At 63.6% G+C, this 2,940-nt stretch carries 3 protein-coding genes; 1 reads left to right on the top strand and 2 read right to left on the bottom strand.

What is annotated here, in order from left to right:
- Positions 1–1,092: PTS transporter subunit IIC (locus EN991_RS30375; protein WP_127370127.1), on the bottom strand; the 1,092-nt coding region annotated here is incomplete at its 3' end.
- Between the two features lie 338 nt (positions 1,093–1,430).
- Between EN991_RS30375 and EN991_RS30370 the strand changes: the two genes are divergently transcribed.
- Positions 1,431–2,747: an NAD(P)H-dependent oxidoreductase gene (locus tag EN991_RS30370; RefSeq protein ID WP_127370126.1), complete on the top strand. Its 1,317-nt coding sequence runs from the start codon at positions 1,431–1,433 to the stop codon at positions 2,745–2,747.
- 4 nt (positions 2,748–2,751) lie between these two features.
- Here the strand turns inward: EN991_RS30370 and EN991_RS30365 are convergent.
- Positions 2,752–2,940 (bottom strand): pyrroline-5-carboxylate reductase dimerization domain-containing protein (locus EN991_RS30365; protein ID WP_281058821.1); only part of this gene is annotated, 189 nt, incomplete at its 5' end.

Below are 2,940 nucleotides of genomic sequence, written 5' to 3'. Positions count from 1 at the left end.
GAACACGTTGCCTTTGACCAGCGGCGCGGTCATGGCGACGATGAAGGGAATGACCGCAAGGTCGGCGAACAGGATGACGCGGTTGCCCGGCAGGATGATGGACAGGATGATCGCGATCGGCACCAGGATCAGCGACGACGAGATCGCGGCCGGATGGCCGATCAGGATCGCGGAATCGAGGCCAACAAGAAGCTCGCGATCGCCCGTGCGCTTGCGCACGAATGCCTGGGCTGCGTCGGAAACCGGCAGCAGGCCTTCCATCAGGATCTTGACCATGCGCGGCAGCAGCAGCATGACCGCGGCCAGCGTCATGCCGGTGCCCAGAACCTTGGCCAGCACCACGCTGAGATCACCCGCATTGTAGAAGGCGATCGCACCAAGCACGAGGCCGATAATGAGGCCCATCACGACAGGTTCGCCGAACACGCCGAACCTGCGCTCGATCGTATCGGTGTTGATGTTGATGCGGTTGATCCCGGGAATGCGGTCCATGATCCAGTTGAGCACAATGGCGATCGGCAGGATCTGCGCCGAGGCGAGATGCGGCACGGAAATGCCGGGTACCCCGTAGAACTGCTGTACCGCGCGCGCCGACCAGTCGGCGAACAGCAGCGAGAGTGCTGCGACAAGTGCTGCGACCGCGATGCCATAGGCCAGATTGTCGGTTGCGGCGACGACCAGCGAGCCGACAAAGGCGAAGTGCCAGAAATTCCAGACGTCGACATTGAGCGTGCGCGTCATGCGTGTCAGCAACAGCACGATGTTGACGAGGATGCCGACCGGAATGACCCAAAGGCCGACCGATGAGCCGAAGGCGATCGCGGCCGCGGAGGGCCAGCCGACATCGATGATGTCGCGATGGATGCCGGTGTTGGTGACGATGGCCTTGGCGACGTCGCCAATCGACGTGAACATGAGGCCAAGCACCAGATTGATGCCGATGAAGGCGACGCCGATGGTGACGGCGGCGCGAAAAGCCTTGCTGACCTTGGCGCCCAGAACCACGGCGATGACGAAAATGACAATTGGCAGCAGGATCGTCGGGCCAAGCGTATCGATGGCCCCTTTTAGGCCCGCGAGAACAGTATCCATTTTTCCTCCCCTGGAGCCGCGAGCCTTCGCTCGACGCCTCGCAATGATGCTCCATCCAGCCTTTGACGCCGTGGCGCAAAGACACTCCCCAATTTGCCCAGAGGCGAATGCTTCCCGACTGTCGCGTCGGTGAACATTTGCCTTTGTTGACAAACGAATGTTTTATTGGGGTTGTCCGCTGCAATGTCAATTGTTGGGCTTCGGCGAATCGAGCCCCGGCGGACGTGCCTTCCGAGACGATTTCGTGGGAAATTGCCGGTCGCGACCGGGTTTCGTTGGCAAATAGAACCCATTCCCTGCTATCCGACCCCAAATCACGAAGCTGTGGACATTCCTGCATGACCAACGTCGCCCTGACCGGGCTTGCCCGTGATCTCGCCAAGCGTGCCGCCGAGAACCGCCCGGTGCGCATCGGTGTCATCGGTTCGGGCGAAATGGGCACCGATCTGGTCACGCAGGGCATGCTGATGCCGGGCATTTCGGTCTGCGCCGTCTCGACGCGCCGCCCGCACACCGCGCGCGACGCTATCCGTATCGCCTATGGCGACGAAGCCATGGCGGCCGAAGCCGACACCGCCTCGAAAGTCACCGCGGCAATCGAGGCGGGAAAAATCGCCGTCACATCCAACGAGATGCTGGTCACCAATCCGCTGATCGACGTCGTCATCGACGCCACCGGCAAGCCGGGCGTCGCCGCCGATTTCGACCTCATGGCGATGGAGCACGGCAAGCATCTGGTGATGATGAACGTCGAGGCCGACGTCACCATCGGCTGCTATCTCAAGCAGCAGGCCGACCGGCTTGGCGTCGTCTATTCGGTGGGTGCGGGCGACGAGCCGTCGAGCTGCATGGAACTGATCGAGTTTGCGTCGGCGCTCGGGTTGACCATCGTGTCGGCCGGCAAGGGCAAGAACAACCCGCTCAACCACGATGCCGTGCCGGACGACTATCGCGCCGAAGCGATCCGCCGCAACATGAACCCGCGCATGCTGGTCGAGTTCGTCGACGGCTCCAAGACCATGGTCGAGATGTGCGCCATCGCCAACGCCACCGGGCTGGTGCCGGACGTCCCCGGCATGCACGGCCCCAAGGCCGATCGCGACGACCTCGCCAAGGTGCTGATCCCGCGCGAGGATGGCGGGCTGCTGTTGAAGAAAGGCGTCGTCGACTACACGGTCGGCAAGGGCGTCGCGCCCGGTGTCTTCGTCATCGTCGAAGCGACGCATCCGCGCATCATCGAGCGCATGGACGATCTTCATATCGGCCACGGCCCCTATTACAGCCTGTTCCGGCCATACCATTTGACCTCGCTGGAAGTGCCGCTGACCGCCGCCCGCATCGTGCTTTTCGGCAAGCCCGACATGGTGCCGCTGCCGCGGCCGGTTGCCGAAGTGTGCGCCGTTGCCAAGCGCGACCTTGCCCCCGGCGAGACCTTCGATGCGATCGGCGAGACTTGTTACCGCTCCTGGACGATGACCGTCGGCGAAGCCCGCGCCCAGCGCGCCGTGCCGGTCGGCCTGCTCGAGGGCGGCAAGGTGCTGAAACCGGTCACGAAAGGCGAATTGCTGACGGCGGATAATGCGTCGCCCGACCAGACGACGAGGCTGTTCGCCTTGCGCCGGCTGCAGGATGAGATGCTGTACGGGACAAACTGAGGATTTATCTCCCCAGTTCGACCGACCGCAGCCGCGCAGCCTCCACCGCTTGCGTCAGCAGATTGGTCAGCCGGTCCTCGCCCATCAGAACGGCCAGCGCCGCGGCCGTCGTGCCGTTGGGGCTGGTGACCTGCCGGCGCAGCACGCCCGGTTCCTCGCCGCTTTCGGCGGCGAGCGAGGCGGCGCCATAGAC

The sequence above is a fragment of the Mesorhizobium sp. M7A.F.Ca.US.005.03.2.1 genome (assembly GCF_003997795.1).
GTDB classification, from domain to species: Bacteria; Pseudomonadota; Alphaproteobacteria; order Rhizobiales; family Rhizobiaceae; genus Mesorhizobium; species Mesorhizobium ciceri.
The sequence above is the reverse complement of the archived record's forward strand: the minus strand, read 5'-3'. Positions and strand labels throughout refer to the sequence as shown.

Coding starts and splice junctions, on each gene's coding strand:
- EN991_RS30370 (WP_127370126.1), top strand. CDS start 1,431: ATGACCAACGTCGCCCTGACCGGGCTTGCCCGTGATCTCGCCAAGCGT.